The sequence below is a fragment of the Streptomyces sp. NPDC002868 genome (assembly GCF_055563295.1).
Map to the genome: position 1 here is coordinate 900551 of NZ_JBVHDR010000001.1, position 18963 is coordinate 919513.

15 protein-coding genes are annotated in these 18963 nt (G+C 69.4%); 7 read left to right on the forward strand and 8 right to left on the reverse strand.

Annotated features, from left to right (window positions below):
• Positions 1-16 precede the first annotated feature (16 nt).
• From ACZ3H8_RS04190 to ACZ3H8_RS04200, 3 genes are all read right to left on the reverse strand, one after another.
• Positions 17-922, reverse strand: coding sequence for a carbohydrate ABC transporter permease (locus tag ACZ3H8_RS04190; protein ID WP_467397115.1), 906 nt, complete (start codon positions 920-922; stop codon positions 17-19).
• Positions 919-1875, reverse strand: coding sequence for a carbohydrate ABC transporter permease (locus ACZ3H8_RS04195; RefSeq protein WP_467397117.1), 957 nt, complete (start codon positions 1873-1875; stop codon positions 919-921). Before ACZ3H8_RS04195 ends, ACZ3H8_RS04190 begins: the two co-directional genes overlap by 4 nt.
• Positions 1876-1983: 108 nt before the next feature.
• Entirely contained in the window at positions 1984-3288 is a 1305-nt protein-coding gene (locus tag ACZ3H8_RS04200; protein ID WP_467397119.1) for an ABC transporter substrate-binding protein, read from the reverse strand.
• A gap of 244 nt (positions 3289-3532) precedes the next feature.
• Between ACZ3H8_RS04200 and ACZ3H8_RS04205 the strand changes: the two genes are divergently transcribed.
• The gene (locus ACZ3H8_RS04205) at positions 3533-6316 is read left to right on the forward strand and encodes a glycosyl hydrolase (protein WP_467397122.1); all 2784 of its coding nucleotides are present in this window, start codon (positions 3533-3535) and stop codon (positions 6314-6316) included.
• A 44-nt stretch (positions 6317-6360) separates the two neighbouring features.
• Here ACZ3H8_RS04205 and ACZ3H8_RS04210 read toward each other — a convergent pair whose 3' ends face one another.
• From ACZ3H8_RS04210 to ACZ3H8_RS04220, 3 genes are all read right to left on the reverse strand, one after another.
• A complete protein-coding gene (locus ACZ3H8_RS04210; protein ID WP_467397124.1) occupies positions 6361-7401 on the reverse strand; it encodes a LacI family DNA-binding transcriptional regulator in 1041 nt (346 codons plus the stop codon).
• A gap of 245 nt (positions 7402-7646) precedes the next feature.
• Positions 7647-9146 (reverse strand): M1 family metallopeptidase, encoded by a 1500-nt coding sequence (locus ACZ3H8_RS04215; RefSeq protein ID WP_467397127.1) that lies wholly within the window; start codon positions 9144-9146, stop codon positions 7647-7649.
• Between the two features lie 204 nt (positions 9147-9350).
• Complete coding sequence (locus tag ACZ3H8_RS04220) at positions 9351-9584, reverse strand: hypothetical protein (protein ID WP_467397129.1); 234 nt, start codon at positions 9582-9584, stop codon at positions 9351-9353.
• 30 nt (positions 9585-9614) lie between these two features.
• On the opposite strand from ACZ3H8_RS04220, the gene ACZ3H8_RS04225 reads away from it, so the two are divergent.
• Positions 9615-10838 (forward strand): sporulation protein, encoded by a 1224-nt coding sequence (locus tag ACZ3H8_RS04225; RefSeq protein ID WP_467397132.1) that lies wholly within the window; start codon positions 9615-9617, stop codon positions 10836-10838.
• A 59-nt stretch (positions 10839-10897) separates the two neighbouring features.
• On the opposite strand, the gene ACZ3H8_RS04230 is transcribed toward ACZ3H8_RS04225, so the two are convergent.
• A complete protein-coding gene (locus ACZ3H8_RS04230) occupies positions 10898-11107 on the reverse strand; it encodes a hypothetical protein (protein WP_467397134.1) in 210 nt (69 codons plus the stop codon).
• 181 nt (positions 11108-11288) lie between these two features.
• Here ACZ3H8_RS04230 and ACZ3H8_RS04235 point away from each other — a divergent pair, with 181 nt between their 5' ends.
• From ACZ3H8_RS04235 to ACZ3H8_RS04250, 4 genes are all read left to right on the forward strand, one after another.
• Positions 11289-13265 carry a Xaa-Pro dipeptidyl-peptidase gene (locus tag ACZ3H8_RS04235; RefSeq protein WP_467397136.1) on the forward strand — a complete coding sequence of 659 codons (1977 nt, stop codon included), beginning with the start codon at positions 11289-11291 and terminating at the stop codon, positions 13263-13265.
• Positions 13262-14542: a M14 family metallopeptidase gene (locus tag ACZ3H8_RS04240; RefSeq protein WP_467397139.1), complete on the forward strand. Its 1281-nt coding sequence runs from the start codon at positions 13262-13264 to the stop codon at positions 14540-14542. The genes ACZ3H8_RS04235 and ACZ3H8_RS04240 overlap by 4 nt, the downstream gene beginning before the upstream one ends.
• An 81-nt stretch (positions 14543-14623) precedes the next feature.
• Entirely contained in the window at positions 14624-16351 is a 1728-nt protein-coding gene (locus tag ACZ3H8_RS04245; RefSeq protein ID WP_467397140.1) for a BCCT family transporter, read from the forward strand.
• 109 nt (positions 16352-16460) lie between these two features.
• On the forward strand, positions 16461-16739 hold the full coding sequence (locus tag ACZ3H8_RS04250; RefSeq protein WP_467397143.1) for a hypothetical protein: 279 nt from the start codon (positions 16461-16463) through the stop codon (positions 16737-16739).
• A 75-nt stretch (positions 16740-16814) separates the two neighbouring features.
• Here ACZ3H8_RS04250 and ACZ3H8_RS04255 read toward each other — a convergent pair whose 3' ends face one another.
• A complete protein-coding gene (locus tag ACZ3H8_RS04255) occupies positions 16815-17768 on the reverse strand; it encodes an FAD-dependent oxidoreductase (protein ID WP_467397145.1) in 954 nt (317 codons plus the stop codon).
• A gap of 76 nt (positions 17769-17844) precedes the next feature.
• Between ACZ3H8_RS04255 and ACZ3H8_RS04260 the strand changes: the two genes are divergently transcribed.
• Positions 17845-18888 (forward strand): oxidoreductase, encoded by a 1044-nt coding sequence (locus ACZ3H8_RS04260; protein WP_467397148.1) that lies wholly within the window; start codon positions 17845-17847, stop codon positions 18886-18888.
• Positions 18889-18963: the final 75 nt, after the last annotated feature.

The window sequence follows — 18963 nt, forward strand, 5'->3', positions numbered from 1 at the left end:
GCGGTGGGGGACGTGGTCAGCCCTTGACGGCGCCCTGCATGATGCCGCCGACGATCTGCCGGCCGAGCAGCCCGAAGACCAGCAGCACGGGAAGAGTGCCGAGCAGCGTGCCGGCCATGATCACGGACTGGTCGTGGACATAGCCGCCGCCCAGCTGGCGCAGCGCCACCTGCACGGTCGGCTCCTGCGAGGAGAGCGCGACGATCGGCCAGAAGAAGTCGTTCCACGCGGCCATGAAGGTCAGCATGCCGAGCACGGCCATACCGGGCCGGGCGATGGGTACCACGATCGACCAGAAGATCCGCGCGGTGGACGCACCGTCGACCCGGGCCGCCTCGATCAGCTCGTCCGGCAGCGACTGCACCAGGTACTGCCGCATGAAGAACACGCCGAAGGCGGAGACAAGGCCGGGCAGGATCACGGCCTGCAGCTGATTCACCCACTGCAATTCGGCGATCAGCATGAACAGCGGGATCACACCGAGCTGCGGCGGGATCATCATCGTCCCCACCGTGATGGCCAGCAGCGCGCCGCGGCCACGGAAGCGCAGCTTGGCGAAGGCGAAACCGGCGAGGGTGCAGCACAGCACTGTGCCGATCGTGATCGAGCCGGAGACGATGAAGGAGTTGAGGAGTGCCTTGCCGATATCGGCCTCCTCCATCACCGCCTCGAAGTTGCGGATCAGATTCGACCCGGGCAGCAGCGTCGGCGGCACCTTCGCCAGATCGGCGTTGGAGCGGCTGGCGGCGACGATGGTCCAGTAGAAGGGGAACGCCGAGATCAGGACGGCGACGATCAGGATCGCGTACGCGAGCTTGCCGCCCTGCATCGTGCGGCCCGCCCGGCTTTTCCGCCGACGCGTGGACTGCGGTCGTGGGCCCGCGGCAGGCGGTTTCGTAGGCGGGTCGGCGAGCGCGGTCATCGGCCGGCCTCCTTGCGGGAACGGCGGTGCGCGATCAGGGCGTTGACCCCGACCAGCACCAGGATCAGCAGGAACATCACCCAGGCGATGGCGGCGGCCCGGCCCAGATGGAAGAAGCCCCAGCCCTGTTCGTACATATAGAGGCCGAGCGTCTGGTACTGGTGCGAGATGCCGCCGGAGATGGAGCCCTCGAACAGCAGCGGTTCACCGAAGAGCTGGGTGGCGCCGATCGTCGAGACGACGACGGTGAACAGGATCGTGGGACGCAGTCCCGGCAGCGTGACATGGATGAACTGCCGCCAGCGCGAGGCCCCGTCCATCTCGGCGGCCTCGTACAGCTCGCTCGGAATGGACTGCATGCCCGCCAGATAGATCAGCGCGTTGTAGCCGGTCCAGCGCCAGATGACGATGGTCGATACGGCGATCTGCGAGGAGACCGTGCCGGCCTGCCAGTCCACCGGACCGAAACCGACAAGCCCCAGCACATAGTTGATCAGCCCGAAGTCCCGGCCGAAGAGCTGCGCGAAGACCAGCGTCGCGGCGGCGACCGAGGTCGCGTAAGGCAGCAGCATCGCCGTACGCAGGAAAGTCCGGCCGCGCAGCCGGTAGTTGAGCAGATGGGCCAGCCCGAGCGCCATCACCAGCTGCGGGACGGTGGACAGCACCCCGATCGTGAAGGTGTTGCCCAGCGCGGTCCAGAAGATCTCGTCGCCGAAGAGCGCGGTGTAGTTGCCAAGGCCCCGCCACTCCATCTCGCCCGGCGTCTGCAGCTCGACCCGGTAGAGCGAGACAAAGGCTGTGTAGATCAGCGGGAAGAGCCCGAAGGCGGCGAACAGGGTGAAGAACGGGGCGATATAGGCGTACGGCGAGAGCGTGCGCCAGGTCCGGTACGCGGCCGACGGCCGGGCCCCTGGCGGCGGGGAGACCGGTTTCGCGGTGGCGGTGAGGGTCACGGTGCGGCCCTTCGAGGAGTCGTTACGGGAAGCTGAAAGACCAGGAGCCTTCAGGCCGGTCCGGCCGGGAACCTGGGACCGGCCTGAAGGAGCTGTGCCGACCGCGGGTCAGCCGGTCGCGTTCTCCACGTTCTTCTTCGCGGTCGACCAGGCCTTGTCGGGCGAGGTGCCCTTGCGCTCCACCTCGCTCAGCGCGTTGGTGATCTGGTCGGCCACGCTCTTGTCGTGGACGCCGAGCACCTGGACCGGCGCGGCCTTGGCGGCGTCACCGAAGATCTGGCCGATCGGGGCGTCGGAGAAGTACGGGTCCTTGGCCGCCGCGACCTTGGCGATGGCGCCGGTCGAGGAGGGGAAGTTGCCCTGCTTGGTGAAGAGCTTGGCCTGCTGCTCCGGGGCGGTGAGCCACTGGATCAGCTCGTACGCCTCCTTCTTGTGCTTGGCTGCCCGCGGGATCGAGAGATACGAGCCGCCCCAGTTGCCGGCGCCTTCGGGCAGCTTGGCAATGTCCCACTTGCCCTTGCCCGCGTCACCGGCCTGGCCCTTGATGTAGCCGAGCATCCAGGCGGGGCAGGGCATGGTGGCGAAGGAGCCGGCCGAGAACGCCTGGTTCCACTGCGGCGACCACTGGTCGAGCTTGGCGCTCAGACCTGACTGCGCCGCCTCGGTGGAGGCGTCCCAGGCCGCCTTGATCGCCGGGTTGTCCTCGTAGATCAGCTTTCCGGAGGCGTCGTAGTACCGCTCCTTCTGCTGGCCGACCATGATCGCGTAGAGGCTGCCGACGCTGTCCACCCAGGCGCTCTTGGCGGGGGCCTTCTTCTTGTACTCCTTGCCGAGCGACAGATAGCCGTCCCAGGTGGACCACTTGGCGGCCAGCTGAGTGCGGTCGGTGGGCAGACCGGCCTGCTTGAAGAGGTCGGTGCGATAGCACATGGCCTCCGGGCCGACATCCGTGCCCAGGCCCAGGATCTGGCCGTCCTTGCCGGTGGCCGCCGACCACTTGGCCTCGGCGAACTGGTCCTTGAGCTTGTCGGCGCCGTACTTCTTCAGGTCCTCGAACTTGTCGGCCTGCTGCTGGGTGACGGAGGCGATCCGGCCCACCTCGATGCCCTGCACATCGGCGAGGCCACCACCACCCGCGAGCCGGGTCTGCAGCGACTTCCAGTAGTCCTGCTCGTCCTCGGTGTCGCTCTGCTTGATCTTGATGTTTGGGTGGAGCTTCTCGTACTCCGCGTAGAGCCCGGCCTCCTTGTAGCCGAAGGATCCGAAGAGATCGACGGTGAGCGTGACCTTGCCGCCCGCGCTGTCGGATGCGCCGTCCGGCGATCCGGATCCACAGGCGGCGAGCAGTGCCCCGGCGAGCGCGACCGCACCCAGGCGGACGGTGGCCCTTTTGGCGGCTCGGGCGATGGGCATGAGAAGCCTCCCTTGGCTTCGGTGGAGCGAGACCGCCCGATTGAGAGCGCTCTCAAAGATGCGTCTGGAGAGTGCCCCGGAGGCGCTCGCCCCGTCAAGTCCCGAAGGCGTAACGGCTTGGACTCGGCCTGAACTGCCGCCTGCGTCTCAACTATTGACACCTCTGTTTCAGGAGTTTTACGTTCCTTGGCATCTGAGAGCGCTCTCGGACGCCCTTTCCCGTGATGACTTCGAGGTGCCGTCCATGCCAGCCACCCGCACCAGACCAGCTGCCGCGCTGGCTCTGGTCTCAGCCCTGGCCGCCTTCGGCCTGGGCCCGGCCGCCACTCCGGCGGCGGCCGCCACCGTCCCCGTAGGCTCTGGCAGCTACTCCGACACCCGCCCCGCAGGGACGTCGGGCCCGACCACCAACACCGGCGCGCCGGTCACTCCCAAGGTCACCCCCGCCGCGAAGGACAAGCCCGTCCCCACCAACGACTGGTGGTCGTCCCTCGCCTTCCAGCGGTACGGCGACAACCCGTACTCCACCCCCATGTACGGCCACCCGATCACCTACCAGGCCACGGCCGGCGGTCTCGAAGTCGGCTACCCCACAACGCCCGCGGTCGTCGGCGAGGGCCGCCAGTACGAGTACGCCCACAAGCGCGACCTCACCCTCGGCCTCACCGGTCTCAACTCGCCGGACACCAAGGCCGACGACTGGTCCGACTGGACCGTGACCCCCTACTGGTCGGACGGCGCACGCACACTGCGCACCACCATCGGCCACGGCCTGCCGTTCGTATACGCCAAGGGCTCCGGCGGCAACGCCCAGATCACCACCGCCGCCGCGCCCGCCGTCTTCGCCGACCAGGGCAATGTCCTCGGCATCACCGTCGCGGGCCACCACTACGCCCTCTTCGCACCCACCGGCAGCGACTGGACGGTCTCCGGCTCGACCATCACCGCGGGCCTCGGCGCCAAGGACTATTTCTCGCTCGCCGTACTGCCCTCCGCCGACGCGCTCGCGACGTACAAGAAGTACGCGTACAGCTTCGTCACCGGCTCCAAGGCGACCTGGAACTACACCGGCGGCACCGTGCGGACCACCTACAGCCTGACCACCGAGGCCAAGGAGGGCACCGAACGCGGAACGCTCCAGGCCCTCTACCGCCATCAGTGGCTGCACAGCACCGACCCGCTCACCGCCTACACATACGTCTCACCGCGCGGCACCATGAAGGTCCGCGAGGCGGCCTCGTTCACCACCAGCCAGAAGGCGTCCGCGGTGCTGCCCGGGCTGCCGAAGTCGAACGGCGTCGACCCGGCCCGGCTGAAGGGCTATCTCGACCAGGTCGCGAACGACCCGGACCCCTTCAAGGGCTACACGGACACCTACTGGACCGGCAAGGTGCTGGGGCAGCTCGCCCAACTGGTGCCCGCCGCCGACCAGATCGGCGAGACGGCCACCCGCGACAAGCTTCTCGGTCTGATCAAGGGCCGTCTGCAGGACTGGTTCACGGCGGGTGGCGCGAACGAGTTCTCGTACGACAAGGCATGGAAGACGCTCACCGGCTACCCCGCCTCTTACGGCAGCGACACCGAACTCAACGACCACCACTTCCACTACAGCTACTACGTCTACGCGGCCGCGGTCGTCGCCCAGTACGACCAGGCCTGGGCCGCCGACTCCGCCTGGGGCGGCATGGTCAAGACCCTGGTACGGGACGCGGCCAACCCCAGCCGGACCGACACCGCCTTCCCCTTCCTGCGTGGCTTCGACGTGTACGCGGGTCACAGCTGGGCCTCCGGGCACCAGGGATTCGCCGCGGGCAACAACCAGGAGTCGTCGTCGGAGTCCACCAACCTCAGCGCGGGCCTCGTACTGTGGGGCTCGGCCACCGGCGACACCGCGCTGCGCGACCTCGGGACGTATCTGCTGACCACCGAGTCGGAGGCGATCGCCCAGTACTGGTTCGACGCCGACGAGCAGGTCTTCCCGTCCTCCTTCGGCCATGACACGGCCGGCATGGTCTGGGGCAGCGGCGCGGCGTACGCCACCTGGTGGACCGCCAACCCGGAGGAGATCCACGGCATCAACGTCCTTCCCGTAACGGGTGGTTCACTCCACCTGGGCGGTGAGAAGGCCGCGATCCGGCGCAACATCGCCGAGATGGAACGGGAGAACGGCGGCCCGGCCGTCGAATGGCGCGACATCCTCTGGGAGTTCCAGTCGCTCGCCGACCCGGCGGCGGCGAAGGCCAAGTGGGACGCGGGCAACGCGGGCTACACCCCCGAGCAGGGCGAGTCCAAGGCGCACACCTACCACTGGATCAGCACGCTCGACGCGCTCGGCGCCCCCGACGCGACGGTGACCGGCGACATTCCGAGTTCCGCGGTCTTCACCAAGGGCACGGTACGGACCTACGCCGCGCACAACTACGGCGCCACGGCCCGTACGGTGAACTTCTCCGACGGCAAGACTCTCACCGTCCCGGCGCGCTCGACGGCGACCGGCACGGGGACCGGGGGAGGCGACCCGGACCCGGATCCCGATCCGGAGCCGCCCACGGGCAACACCTTCCAGCTCCGTACGGGAGGGGTGCTCACCACCGCGTCGGACGGCACGGCCGGCAGTGACACGATCGCGTCCGCGGCCGGCGGCAACTACGACGGCACCCCGCACCAGCCCCTCGTCTACGAGATCAGACACGTCAACGGCACACCCACCCCGGGCGCCGCGACCGCGTTCCGCCTTCAGCTGGACGCCGGCACCACCGTCGGCCTCGGCCAGCAGGCCCGTATCAGCTACGACTTCACGGGGGACGGCACCTTCGACCGGACCGAGACCTACCACTACTTCGCGACCGACCCGGTGGCGGGCTGGGAGGAGTACGCCCAGTCACGCGGCCTGAAGACGTCGACCGGAACCGTCGGCGATCTCAAGGGCGGCACCGTACGACTGGAGGTGTGGAGCGCCATCGGCAATGGCACCGCGAAGCTCCAGACCGGCACGGACAAGTCGGTGGTCGTGATCCCCTTCAGCTGATCCTCTTCAGCTGACCGCGCGGTGTGCGGCGGGCAACGGCCCTCTCAGGCCGAGGCCCGTCGCACCAGCGTGGTCGGAGTGATCACGGAGGCGGGAGCTCCGGCCCCGGGCTCGCTCTCGTTCAGTACGCGCATCAGCAGCCGGACCATCAACCGGCCCATCCCCTCGATGTCCTGACGGATCGTCGTCAGCGCCGGATCGGTCGTCTCCACCACCGACGCCATGTCGTCGAAGCCGACCAGCGCCACATCCTGCGGCACCCGCCGCCCCCGCTCGCGCAGCGTCCGCAGCGCTCCCGACGCCATCAGGTCGTTGGCGGCGAACACGGCGTCCAGTTCCGGGCGGCGGTCCAGCAGTTCGGCCATCGCGCGGGCGCCGCTGTCCGCGGTGAAGTCGCCCTGGCAGACGAGCTCCGGGTCGGCGTCCAGCAGGACGTCGCGGTAGCCGTCGATCCGGTCCAGCGCGGAGGTCTGGTCGCGGGGGCCGGCGATGTGCGCGATGTGCCGGCGGCCCAGGGAGACCAGATGACGTACGGCTTCCCGGGCGCCGCCGCGGTTGTCGCAGTCGACATAGGGGACGGCGAGCTCGGAGGCGGCGCCGGGCCAGCCCGGACGGCCGCCGAAGACGGTGGGCACCTGCACCCGGCGGGTTATGGCGGGCAGTTCGTCGTCGTTGTGCAGCGAGAAGGCCAGTGCGCCGTCGACATGGCCGCCGCCGAGATAGCGGGCGATCCGGTCGTAGTCGCCGGGCCCCTCCACCCACAGCAGCACCAGCTGGGAGTCGTACGCCGTCAGCTCGCGGCTGATGCCGCGCACCTGCTGCTCGAAGAAGGGGTCCGAGAAGATCCGGAACTCCGGCTCGGCGATGATCACGGCGACCGCGCCGTTGCGCCGGGTGACCAGGGTGCGGGCCGCGTGATTCGGTACGTATCCGAGCTCCTCGACCGCCTGGCGCACCTTGTCGACCAGCGGGGGGCGAACCCCAGCGCCGCCGTTGACGACCCGCGATGCCGTGGCCCGGGAGACACCGGCGCGGGCGGCGACGGCTTCCAGGGTGGGGCGGGACCCCGTGGTCTGCTCGGGCAAGGCGGGCGCTCCTCGTCGGCTTCAGTCGGCTGCGTCGGACGACAGCGGGGGAGGACGCTGCCAAGTACAGGATATCCGGTCCCGGCGATCTCCTGAGAGCGCTCCCACCCCGGGCTGACCAGGGGCCTGCCCCGGGTCCACCAGCGGCCTGCCCGGGCCGCCCGGAGCCGTCCCGGGACCGGGAGCGCCGCCGTCCTCCCGGCCGGGGACGGCGGCGCCTCGCGACTACGCCTCGCGACTGCGGCTCAGTGGTCGTCGTGCTCGTGAACCGTGTTCGTGGCGGCGATCTTCTTCCACGACTTCGGCTGGGTGTGCTTGCCATCGGCCTCAGCGATCCGGGCACCCGCCGCGGCCGGAGCGCCGGGCTTCGACGGCTGGTAGAGCCAGGTGTCGAACAGACCGGCCAGCGGCTTGCCGGAGACCTTCTCGGCGTACTTCACAAAGTCGCCGACCTTGGCGTTGCCGTAGGCGTGCTCGGTCGGCCAGCCCTTGAGGATCGCGAAGAAGTCCTTGTCGCCGACCTCGCCCCGCAGCGCCTGGAGCGCCAGCGCGCCCCGGTCGTAGATGGCGATGTCGAACTGCTTGTCCGGGCCCGGGTCACCGGGCTTGACCGTCCAGAAGGCGTCATCGGCCGGGTGCTGGGCATAGACCCAGTCCGCGAGTTCCTGCGCGGTGCCCTCGCCCTCCTTCTCCGACCAGAGCCACTGGCTGTAGCGGGCAAAGCCTTCGTTGACCCAGATGTCCTTCCAGCCGTCGACGGAGACACTGTCGCCGTACCACTGGTGGGCCAGTTCATGGACGACCACGGAGACATTCGCGCCGTTGGCGAACTGCCGCGGGCTGTAGAACGGACGGGTCTGCGTCTCCAGCGCGTAGCCGCTCGTCACATTGGGGACATAGCCGCCCAGAGCATTGAAGGGGTACGGGCCGAAGACCTCGGTCAGCCACTCGGCGACCTCACCGGTCCGCTCGACGCTCGCCCGCGCCGCCCCCGCGTTGTCGCCGAGGTCCTTGCTGTACGCATTGAGGATCGGCAGCCCGTCGGCCGTCTTGTCGGTGGTGATGTCGAACTTCCCGACGGCGAGCGTGGCGAGATACGACGCCTGCGGTTTGTTGGAGCGCCAGTTGTAGCGCGTCCAGCCCAGCCGCGAACTCTGGGACTGCAGGACACCGTTGCTGATCGCCTGGGTCCCGTCGGGCACCAGGACCGAGATGTCGTACGTCGCCTTGTCCAGCGGGTGGTCGTTGCTCGGGAACCACCACACGGCCGAGTCCGGCTCCTGGGCGGCGACTCCGCCGTCCGGAGTACGGTGCCAGGCCGTGTACCCGCCGATGTTCAGCTCGGAGGGCTTGCCCGCGTAGCGGACGACCACTGAGACGGGCTTGCCCTTCTCCAGCGGCGCGGCCGGAGTGATGACCAGCTCCTGGTCACCCTCCTTCTTGAACTGCGCCTTCTCGTTGTTGACCCGCACCTCGCTGACGTCAAGACCGAAGTCGAGGTTGAAACGGCTCAGGTTCTGCGTGGCGGTGGCCAGGATCGTCGCCGTGCCCTCGAGCAGATCGGTGGCGGGCTGGTACTTCAGCCTCAGGTCGTAGTGGGATACGTCGTATCCGCCGTTTCCGCTGGCCGGGTAGTAGGTGTCGCCAATGCCCGGGGCGCCCGGCGAGGAGTCGGCGGCCGATGCCGGGATCGCCAGCAGCAGCGAGGCCGCGATCGCGCTCGGGACGATGAGTCTGCGGTGCACGGATGCTCCAAGTCGTGGGGACCGGTGATCTCTTGAACCCTATTCAGACCTGGCGCCCGCAGTCAGGAGCGCCGTTCGGCCTTTCATGTGATCGCCATTCGGCCGAGCGCGGCTGCAGCCTCACCGATCCGGCCCATACGTACCCGGCCGCGTGGGATGCTCCGCTCAAAGAGCGTCCTTGAATACACCCGCTCAGACGGCTCATCACCGGTGCGGACGCAGGACGACTCGGAACAGTGGCACCATTGCCTCGCGGCGGCGGTGGTTGACCGCGTCGGCCTCCCGGAGGATGCCGGTGGCTGCCTCGGCGCCGAGCACTGCGGCCTGGGCGATGAAGCCGCGGATGTCCTTGGGCAGGCAGCCGCCGCCGAAGCCAAGACCCGGCCGCATCCCGCGCCGCTCGCCCACCAGGCCGGGATAGAGACGGACTACTCGCATACCTCCGTGGCGAACTGGTGTCGGCGCGGGATGACCCCGAAGCCCCCGGTGCCCCGGCTGCTGGCCCAAGCTCTGGGGGAACGGCTGGGGCGGCCAGTCAATCTCGCGGAAATCGGTATGGGCGAGGCGGAGACAATCGATGCTTCGGTGGGGTTGGATTTCTCGCGAGATCCCGCCGACGCCGTCCGCGTCGCCACTTCGTTCTGGAGCTCCGTGAACCGCCGCGACTTCCTCAAGGACACCGGGTCCGGCTTCGCCGTCTCCGCGTTCACCGTCCCCGTCACCCGCTGGCTCGTCAGTCCCGCCGATGAGACCGCCAACCACCAGGGCGGCCAGCAAGTCGGCCGCTCGGACCTGGACGAACTGCGCGAGGCAGCCGACCACGCCCGTCACTGGGACTCGAAGTATGGCGGCGGGAACTGGAAGTCCAGTTCCGTCACCGACTGTCTTGAGCACCGGGCGGCCCCGCTCCTGCAGGGCGCCTTCTCCGACGATGTCGGCAGTGAACTCTTCAGCGTGACGGCCGAGTTGTCGCGGCTGGCGGGGTGGACGGCGTTCGACGTCGGGCAGCACAACGCCGCCCAGCGGCACTTCATCCAGGCTCTCCGCCTGGCCCGCGCGGGCGGAGATGTGCCGTTGGGCTGCTATGTCCTGACCACGATGGCCATGCAGTCCCTGATGCGGGGCTTCGCGTCCCAGGCCGTGGACATGGCCCAGGGCGCCTTCGAACGGGCCAAGGGCCAGGCGGCACCCAGGGTGCTGGCGTTCACCAAGCTGATCGAGGCCCGCGCTCACGCCCGAGAGAACGACCCCAGGTCCGCCTCACGGGCCCTCGCGGCCTCCGAGGATCTGCTGGGCCAGTCCAAGGCTGACAACGGCGACGAGCCCGGATGGATCGACTTCTATCACCACGCCCGCCTCTCGGCGGACGCCGCCGAGGTCTTCCGCGACCTGAAGAACCCCAAGGCCGCCCTCGCCTGGAACAAGCAGGCTGCCGCCATGCCGACCGGGGTGTTCACCCGCTCCGTCGGGATGCGGCTCGCGATCGTGGGGACCGCCCATCTACAGGCCCGCGACCTCGACCACGGCCTCGAACTCGGCAATCGCAGCGTCGACATCCTCGCCCGCGTCCAGTCCACCCGCGCCAAGGACTACGTCCGCGAGTTCAACGCGGCCCTGGCTCCCTGGCGGCGCGAGCCGGCCGTCCGCGAGTTCATCCACCGCACCCGCGCCGAACTCGGCGTCGTCGCCTAACAGAATGAGGCGCAACTACCCCGCAGCAGATTCCCGACTTTGTGATGAAAGTAGCGAACCTATATATCCTCCTCCTGCCGTCGCTTCGCTTCTAGCGCGAATTCCCTGACTGAGGAGACCGGCATCACGGCCGCGGTCGTTATCCCGGCCGGCCCGTACACATCGACGCCCACCACATACCGGCCAGCCCAACCAGGGGCGAACCCGACCACCGGCATTTCGACTTCCGGTTCCTCCTCCGCACCTCGGCCGAGATCGTCGAGCTGCAAACTGAAGAAGTCACCGCCGCGGCCTGGCGATACGCCGACACTATCGCGGACGAGATCTTGCGCAGCCGCGTCATGCAGGCGCTGCGCTGACGAGAGTGGCGGTCGAGTCGTACCTGCCGAGATCGACTAGGCAGCCGAATGCCCTCTGTTGCACAGGAGTTGACCGGAGTACCTTCCGCCCATGCCGACACACGCGCGGGGCGCCCGCTTGACGTGCAGATCGCTGGTGGCGGCGGCCTCGGCCGCCCTGATGGCCATGACCCTGGCCCCGACAGGCGCACACAGCGCGCCCGTACGGGAGAGCAGACCCGTCTACTCGTACGAGAACGCCATCCGTGAGTCCGTATGGGTGGACACCCGGTTCGACGGCGACGGAGACGGGCGGACCGATCGCGTCGCCGTCGACATCGTCCGGCCGCGTGAGCCCGTGCAGCAGGGCCGGAAGATCCCCGTGATCATGGACGCCAGTCCGTACTACTCTTGTTGCGGACGCGGCAACGAGGGCCAGAAGAAGACATACGACGCGCATGGCAACCCCGTCCAGTTCCCGCTCTACTACGACAACTTCTTCGTCCCGCGCGGGTACGCCTTCGTCGCGGTCGACCTGGCGGGCACCAACCGCTCCGACGGCTGTGTCGACGTCGGCGGCCGCTCGGACATCCAGTCCGCCAAGGCCGTCGTCGACTGGCTGAACGGCCGCGGCCGCGGCTACACCACCCGCACCGGCGGCGAGCGCGCCCGGGCCGGGTGGAGCACCGGCAGCACCGGCATGATCGGCAAGAGTTACGACGGCACCATCGCCAACGGCGTCGCCGCCACCGGAGTCGAGGGGCTCAAGACGATCGTCCCGATCGGCGCCATCTCCTCCTGGTACGACTACTACTTCGCCAAGGGCGCCCCGCTCTACAACTCGGGCCCCGACTGGCTCTCCAACTATGTCGAGAGCCCCGACGCCCGCGCCCGCTGCCAGGCCGTCCAGCAGCGGCTGGTCGACGAGGCGCCCCGCAACGGTGATCTGACCCGGCTGTGGAGCGAGCGTGACTACGTTCCCGACGCGGACAACGTCGAGGCCAGCGTCTTCGCCGTGCACGGCATGCAGGACCTCAACGTCCGCTCCAAGCACTTCGGCCAGTGGTGGGACGCCCTCGCCGACGAGGGCGTGGAGCGCAAGGTCTGGCTCTCGCAGACCGGGCACGTCGACCCGTTCGACTTCCGCCGCGCCGAGTGGGTCAGCACCCTGCACCGCTGGTTCGACCATTACCTCCTCGGCTACGACAACGGCATCGACCGCGAGCCGATGGCCGACATCGAGCGCGCCCCCGACCAGTGGTCCACCGACCGCGTCTGGCCGCCCCGGTCCACCGACACCACCAGCCTCCGTCCGGACAAGGGTGCGGCGGCGGGCGTCGGCACACTGAGTCTGCGGCCCGCACGCCCCGGCGCTTCCGAGACCTTCACCGACGACCCGACGCTCGACGAGACCGACTGGGCCGCCCAGATCGACCGGTCGACCTCCTCCAAGGCCGGGTTCATCACCAAGCCCCTCGGCCGTGACCTTCGGCTGTCCGGCTCCTCCAGGGTGACGATCACCGCCACGCCGTCCACCACCAGCGCCCATCTCTCCGCGGTCCTCGTCGACCTCGGCCCCGACACGATCCGCGACTACGCGGCAGCCGGCGAAGGCATCACCACCCTTGCCGAACGCAGCTGCTGGGGCGCGAGCACCCCGGGCGACAGCCCCTGCTTCAAGACGACCAAGGCCCGCACGGCAGCCGTCGACTACACCGTCTTCAGCCGCGGGTGGGCGGACCTCGGCAACTTTGCCTCCGACGCAAAGGGCCGCCCGCTGACGCCCGGCACGGCATACACCATCACCCTCGATCTGCACGCAAGTGACCATGTCGTCCCGGCCGGGCACCGGCTCGCCCTGATAGTCGGCGGCACGGACAGGGACCTCATCGACCCGCCCGCGAGCACTCCGGCGCTCACCCTCGATCTGGCCCGTACATCGGCGAAGCTGCCGATCGTCGGTGGCGCCGCCGCCTTCGTACGCGCCACCGCGGGGTCCACCGCGTCCCTCACCCCGCGCGAAGCCCGGCTCAGCGGTGTGGCCGAGCCGCGGCCCATCCGCCCGATCCCGGGAGGCGACAGCCGATGACGTCCCGTATCCGCACCCTCGCCCTGACGGTCACAGCGGCAGCGCTTGCCGTGCCGCTGGCCACGGCGCCGGCCGAGGCGGCGCACAGCCTGCCCCGCACCGGCTTCGAGACCAGCCAAGGCGCGCGCTGGACCAGCCAGCCCGAGGAGCAGATGTTCCTCGCCGCCGTCGACCGCGGCAGCGACCGGGTCTCGGTCGGCCGGATCGGCACCACGAAGCAGGGCCGGCCGCTTCAGCTCGTACACATCGGCGCTCAGCACGCCGCGAACACCGTCCTGCTGATCTGTACTCAGCACGGCGACGAGCCCTCGGGCCGCGACGCCTGTCTCACCACGATCCGCGATCTCGCGTACGCCAGGGACGGCGAAACCCGCCGGCTGCTGTCCCGTACGAGAATCCTCGTCGTCCCCACCGCCAACCCGGACGGACGGGCCGCGGACACCCGCGGCAACTCCGACGGGGTCGACATCAACCGCGACCACATCGCCCTGAAGACCGCCGAGGCGCGGGCGCTGGCCGCCGTCATCCGGGACCAGCGCCCGGACATCGTCTACGACTTGCACGAGTACGGCGCCACCCCGCCGTACTACGACAAGGACCTCTTCGACCTCTGGCCGCGCAACCTCAACACCGACGCCAAGGTTCACCAGGAGTCGCAGACCCTCTCCGAGCACTACGTCCGCCCGGCCGCACACGACAGCGGCTTCAGCACCGGCACCTACGGCATATGGACCGACCCGGTCACCGGCGACCCCATCAAGCAGGTGGCGGGCGACGGCCAGGAGCGCATCCTGCGCAATGCCTCGGGCGTCAAGAACGCCCTGGGCCTGCTGATCGAGAGCCGCGTCGACCCCCTCACCGAGGAGGAGAAGGCCGACCCAGCGCTGAACAACCGTCGCCGGGTCGACAGTCAACTGACCGCCCTGGACGGTCTGTTGGCCTTCGTCGACGAACGGCGCGGCCGGATCGAGGCGGCGACCGGAGCCGCGAGACTGGCCGGTTTCAGGGACCGCGGCCCGGTCTATCTGGGCGGCGCCGACAATGACCCGGCGACGGCGGAGGAGACCCTGGAGGATCCGCCCTGCGGCTACCGCCTCGACGCGGCGCAGTACGCGGACGTGCGGGACGAACTGGCGCTGCACGGTGTCGCGTCGAGGCCGGAGGGGGACGGGGCGTTCGTACCGCTGCGCCAGTCCCAGCGCGAACTGATCCCGCTGCTTCTCGATTCCCGTGCCGCATACCACCTCACAGCGGGACAACCGGTCGCCGCCTGTTGAGGAGGGTGGCGTGCATCACTTGTGGTAGGGGGTAGCGGAGGAGCGAAGGCAGGTTCCGCCAAACCTTGAAAGGTGCCACTCGTGTCGCACGACGAACAGCAACCGGGAAGCCGGGGAGAGCGGCCGGTGACGGCGGATCTCCCCGGCCATCCTCAGGAGACCGAGCGCGCCAGGACGGACCGGGTGGTCTTCGGCGTCACTGCCGTCCTCACCCTCGCCTTCGTGGTGTGGGGCGCCGTCGCCACCGACTCCCTCGAGAGCGTCTCCAGCAAGATGCTGAGCGGGCTGATCCACAACGGCGGTTGGGCGTTCGTGCTGGCCGCCTCCGGCTTTGTGGTCTTCGCTCTCTGGCTCGCCATCAGCCGCTACGGCAAGATCCCGCTCGGGCAGGAGAGCGAGGGCCCGGAGTTCCGGACGGTGTCCTGGGTCGCCATGATGTTCAGCGCGGGCATGGGCATCGGCCTGATGTTCTACGGAGTGGCCGAGCCGCTCGCCCACTACATCACGCCGCCGCCCGGCACCGACCCCGCCGACTCGGCGGACGCCATGCAGACGGCCATGGCCACCACGCTCTTCCACTGGACCCTGCATCCCTGGGCGATCTACGCCGTCGTCGGACTCGCCATCGCCTACAGCACCTTCCGCCGCCGCAGGCGACAGACCATCAGCGCGGTCTTCGTGCCGCTCATCGGTGAGAAGAATGCCCTCGGCGCACCCGGCCGGGTCATCGACATCCTCGCGATCTTCGCGACGCTCTTCGGCTCCGCGGCCTCGCTCGGCCTCGGCACGCTGCAGATCGGCAGCGGCGTCCAGGAGCTGGGCTGGATGGAGAAGGTCAGCACCGGTCTGCTCGTCGGCATCATCGCGGTGCTGACCGTTGCCTTCGTCGCGTCCGCGGTCTCCGGCGTCGAGAAGGGCATCCAGTGGCTGTCCAACACCAATATGGTGCTGGCGCTGCTGCTCGTCGTCTTCGTCTTCGTCGCGGGGCCGACGATCATCGTCCTCGATCTGCTGCCGACGTCGATCTTCTCCTACATGGGCGATCTGCCACAGCTCGCCGGCCGCACCGAGGCCACCGGCGGCGAGGGCGTCGCCGACTGGCTGGGCAGCTGGACGGTCTTCTACTGGGCCTGGTGGATCTCCTGGACGCCGTTCGTCGGGATGTTCATTGCCAGGATCAGCCGGGGGCGCACGATCCGTCAGTTCGTCGGCGGGGTCATCCTGGTGCCGAGCACCGTCAGCCTGGTGTGGTTCGCGGTCTTCGGCGGTACGGCGATGAAGCTGCAGGAGCGCAAGCAGCTCGGCGACGAGACGACGCCGGAGGGCCAGCTCTTCGCGGTGCTGCAGCAGTATCCGATCCCCACGGCGATGAGCCTGCTGGTGATGATCCTGGTCGGCATCTTCTTCGTGTCGGGCGCGGACGCCGCGTCCATCGTGATGGGGACGCTGTCGCAGAAGGGCTCGTTCGAACCGTCCAGGCTGGTGGTCGTCTTCTGGGGCGTGGTGACAGGTGCCGTCGCGGCGATCATGCTGCTCATCGGGAACGGAAAGGGCGACGCACTGGCGGGACTGCAGAATCTGACGATCCTGGTGGCCGCACCGTTCGTGATCGTCATGGTGGGCATGTGCGTGGCGCTGATGCGCGATCTGCGTCACGACCCGCTGATCGTGCGCGGCGAGATCGGGGCCGAGGCCGTGGAGTCGGCGGTGATCGCGGGCCACAAGAAGTACGACGGCGACTTCGAGATCCGGATCGGGCCGCGGGGGGCGGGCCCCGACGACCAGCGCAACCCGGTCGAGACCCCGTGATCACGTCGACTAAGGTTACCGACTGGTATTGATCAAGCCCCTCAACGAGGCTGCACAGCCGTGCACTTGGAACGTGGTGCACGGGAAGGAACGGGAAGGAAGAGGAACCATGCGCCGTACGACCACACTCGCCATCACCGCCGCCCTGGCCGGCGGTCTGCTGTTCACCGCCGCCCCCGCGCAGGCCGCCGCCACGGCGGATGTCCGCGCCGGCGGCATCGTGATCTGTGAGATCAACAAGATGCGCCACCAGGTCGATGAGCTCAAGTCGAAGGCGGCGAAGCTTGACCGCCTCGGCGCGCACGACGAGGCCAAGAAGGCGCGTGCGCAGGCCGCCGCGATCCAGCGCAAGATCAAGAACTGCCAGGACGCCGAGAACAACGCCTGACCCGGTCTCCGCCCCGGCCCCCGCCTCCTCGGGGGCCGGGGCGGAGCTCGTCAGGTTCGTGACGGCGCCCCCGAGCTACGAGGCAAGGGCCGCCGCAGCCTCCGCGCAGCCCCAGGCGACCGTCACCCCGGCGCCGCCATGGCCGTAGTTGTGGACCAGCAGACCGCCGTCCGGCAGCGGCTCGGCCTCGATGCGTACTCCCTGGGGCCTCGCCGGGCGCAGCGCCGCCCGGTGCCCGAGGATCCGTGCCCCGGCGATCTCCGGACGGATCCGCGCACAGCGCGCCACGATCTCCTCGGCCGTCGCCGGATCGGGCGCGAGGCGCCAGTCGTCGTCCTCCGCGGTGCCGCCCAGAATCAGCCGCCCTGGCTGCGGAAAGAAGTATGTCGTTGTGGCCGACGCATGGTCGGCCGCGGTGAACCACTCCTCGATCCCGGGGTTCTCCACCAGTACCAACTGCCCGCGCACCGGCCGCAGTTGATCGTCCGAAGTGAGCTCGCGCGCGCCGAGCCCGGTGCAGTTGACCACGACCCGCGCCCGGTCCGCCGCCTGGGCGAAGGAGCTGACCGTACGCAGCTCCACCGTGCCGCCCGCGGCTTCGAACCGCCGCCGCAGCCAGCCCAGATGAACGGGCATGTCGATCAGCGGGATCCTGGCCCACAGCCCGTGGGCGTACCCATCGGGCAGTTCGTCGGCCTCCGCCTCGCGCAACCCCTCGACCTGCGCGGCCCACGGCCCGAGATCCGACAGGCGTACATCGGCGTGTATGCCCGCGGCCAGCCGGACACCGGTCTGCTCGGGGCGGGCGGCGAGCTTCTCGTACACCCGCAGCGAAGCGAGCGACCAGTCGCCGACCAGCTCCTGCGGCTCGATGCGATACGGCCACCACAGCGCACCCGCCACCGCCGACGTCGTCTCCTCCGCCGGCTCCCGCGTCCACACGCGTACGCGAAGGCCACTCTCCGCAAGCACGATCGCGGTCGTCAGCCCGATGACCCCGCCGCCCACCACCAACACATCGCCGCTCATGCCGGGACGGTAGCGGAATGGCCGTTGCCGCGCTCAGCCGTGCTCAGAACACGGCACAGGTGGGGATACTCAGGATATGTCTGCCGTGTACGCGACCTTCGGGCTGGCGCCGGCGATGCGCGCCGGGGGAGTCCTCGCGGATGGTGGCTACCAAGTGCACCGGGACTTCATGGACTTCATCGTCGACGGGCGGCCGCTGCTGTTCCAGCTCTCCGACCTCGACGCCGTCTCGCCGCTGGCATCCGACGTGCCCCCGGCGATCTTCACCGCGCAGGTGCGCACGCTGCTGCTGGACGCGGCGGCACCGCTGGAGGGCGGCCGCTGTGTGATCTACGGCTGCCCCGAGTGCGAGGACATCCAGTGCGGAGCGGTGACGGCCGTCATCGAGCGCGACGAGGACGACTTCGTGTGGCGGGACTTCGCCTGGCAGACGTCCGAGACGGCGGACCTGGAACTCAACGGCTACCACGGGATAGGGCCGTTCCGCTTCCGCGGCGACGCCTACCGCGCCGAGCTGGAACGCCTGCTGCCGGACGGCGACGGCGACGGCCACGACGACGCGGTGCCCGTCCGCCGCCGGGTCCTGCTGATCGGCGCGCGGGTCGCTGTACTGGCCAGGCTGGCCGCGGCCCTGCGGGCCATCGGCATCGGCGCGGACATCACCGACGGCGCCACGGGGGTTCCGGCGGAGGAACTGCGCACCTATGGCGCGGTCGCCTTCGGCCGCGCGGTCACCGCGCAGGAGCGCGCGGGTGTGCGCGCGGCGTTCGAGACGGCGGGCGTGGAGGTGGCGTACGTGGACGGTCTCGCCCCGATAATCCCAGTGCTGGTCGCCCAGATCGAACACGCCCTGGACCGCGCCCCGTTGGAGTGCCGCAGGCTGACCCGACTGACATCGACGGCCGGCACGGCGGACGTGGAGGTGACCTCGACGTGCCGACTGCGACTGGTGGCGTACCGCCTGGACCGGCTGCACCGGACGCATACGCGGGAGGTGTTCGACGGGACGCTGGAGCCGGGCGAACACCGAATCGCGGTGGACGGGCGGGCAGTGAAGGGCGAGGCGTTTCTGGTGGCGCGGACGACGGGGACGGTGCTGGTGACACAGGTGCCCCACTGACGCGCCCCGCGTCGGGGGGCGCGGCCCGCGCCCGCTGTGCCGCGGCGAGCGCACGGCCTTCGCGTTCCCGCCGGG

Coding starts and splice junctions, on each gene's coding strand:
- ACZ3H8_RS04190 (WP_467397115.1), bottom strand. CDS start 922: ATGACCGCGCTCGCCGACCCGCCTACGAAACCGCCTGCCGCGGGCCCA.
- ACZ3H8_RS04200 (WP_467397119.1), bottom strand. CDS start 3,288: ATGCCCATCGCCCGAGCCGCCAAAAGGGCCACCGTCCGCCTGGGTGCG.
- ACZ3H8_RS04205 (WP_467397122.1), top strand. CDS start 3,533: ATGCCAGCCACCCGCACCAGACCAGCTGCCGCGCTGGCTCTGGTCTCA.
- ACZ3H8_RS04220 (WP_467397129.1), bottom strand. CDS start 9,584: ATGCGAGTAGTCCGTCTCTATCCCGGCCTGGTGGGCGAGCGGCGCGGG.
- ACZ3H8_RS04225 (WP_467397132.1), top strand. CDS start 9,615: ATGACCCCGAAGCCCCCGGTGCCCCGGCTGCTGGCCCAAGCTCTGGGG.
- ACZ3H8_RS04235 (WP_467397136.1), top strand. CDS start 11,289: ATGCCGACACACGCGCGGGGCGCCCGCTTGACGTGCAGATCGCTGGTG.
- ACZ3H8_RS04240 (WP_467397139.1), top strand. CDS start 13,262: ATGACGTCCCGTATCCGCACCCTCGCCCTGACGGTCACAGCGGCAGCG.
- ACZ3H8_RS04250 (WP_467397143.1), top strand. CDS start 16,461: ATGCGCCGTACGACCACACTCGCCATCACCGCCGCCCTGGCCGGCGGT.
- ACZ3H8_RS04255 (WP_467397145.1), bottom strand. CDS start 17,768: ATGAGCGGCGATGTGTTGGTGGTGGGCGGCGGGGTCATCGGGCTGACG.
- ACZ3H8_RS04260 (WP_467397148.1), top strand. CDS start 17,845: ATGTCTGCCGTGTACGCGACCTTCGGGCTGGCGCCGGCGATGCGCGCC.